Genomic DNA, 242 nt, shown 5'->3' with positions numbered 1-242 from the left:
GCCATTAGCTCAGTTGGTAGAGCATCTGACTTTTAATCAGAGGGTCGAAGGTTCGAATCCTTCATGGCTCACCATTTACAATTTAATGCGGGTGTAGTTTAGTGGTAAAACAAGAGCCTTCCAAGCTCTGGTCGAGAGTTCGATTCTCTTCACCCGCTTTTCAATTATGGGCCTATAGCTCAGCTGGTTAGAGCGCACGCCTGATAAGCGTGAGGTCGATGGTTCGAGTCCATTTAGGCCCA

General features: G+C 47.5%; 2 tRNA genes. Both read left to right on the top strand.

Annotated elements, in window-relative coordinates:
* The first annotated feature begins 87 nt into the window (after nucleotides 1-87).
* Nucleotides 88-158, top strand: a tRNA-Gly gene (locus JDS82_RS29380).
* A gap of 10 nt (nucleotides 159-168) precedes the next feature.
* Nucleotides 169-242: transfer RNA gene (locus JDS82_RS29375), tRNA-Ile, on the top strand.

Source organism: Bacillus cereus group sp. N14, from assembly GCF_016483555.1.
Lineage (GTDB): Bacteria > Bacillota > Bacilli > Bacillales > Bacillaceae_G > Bacillus_A > Bacillus_A wiedmannii.
Note: the sequence above shows the minus strand (reverse complement) of the source record. Positions and strands in the feature narration are given on the sequence as shown.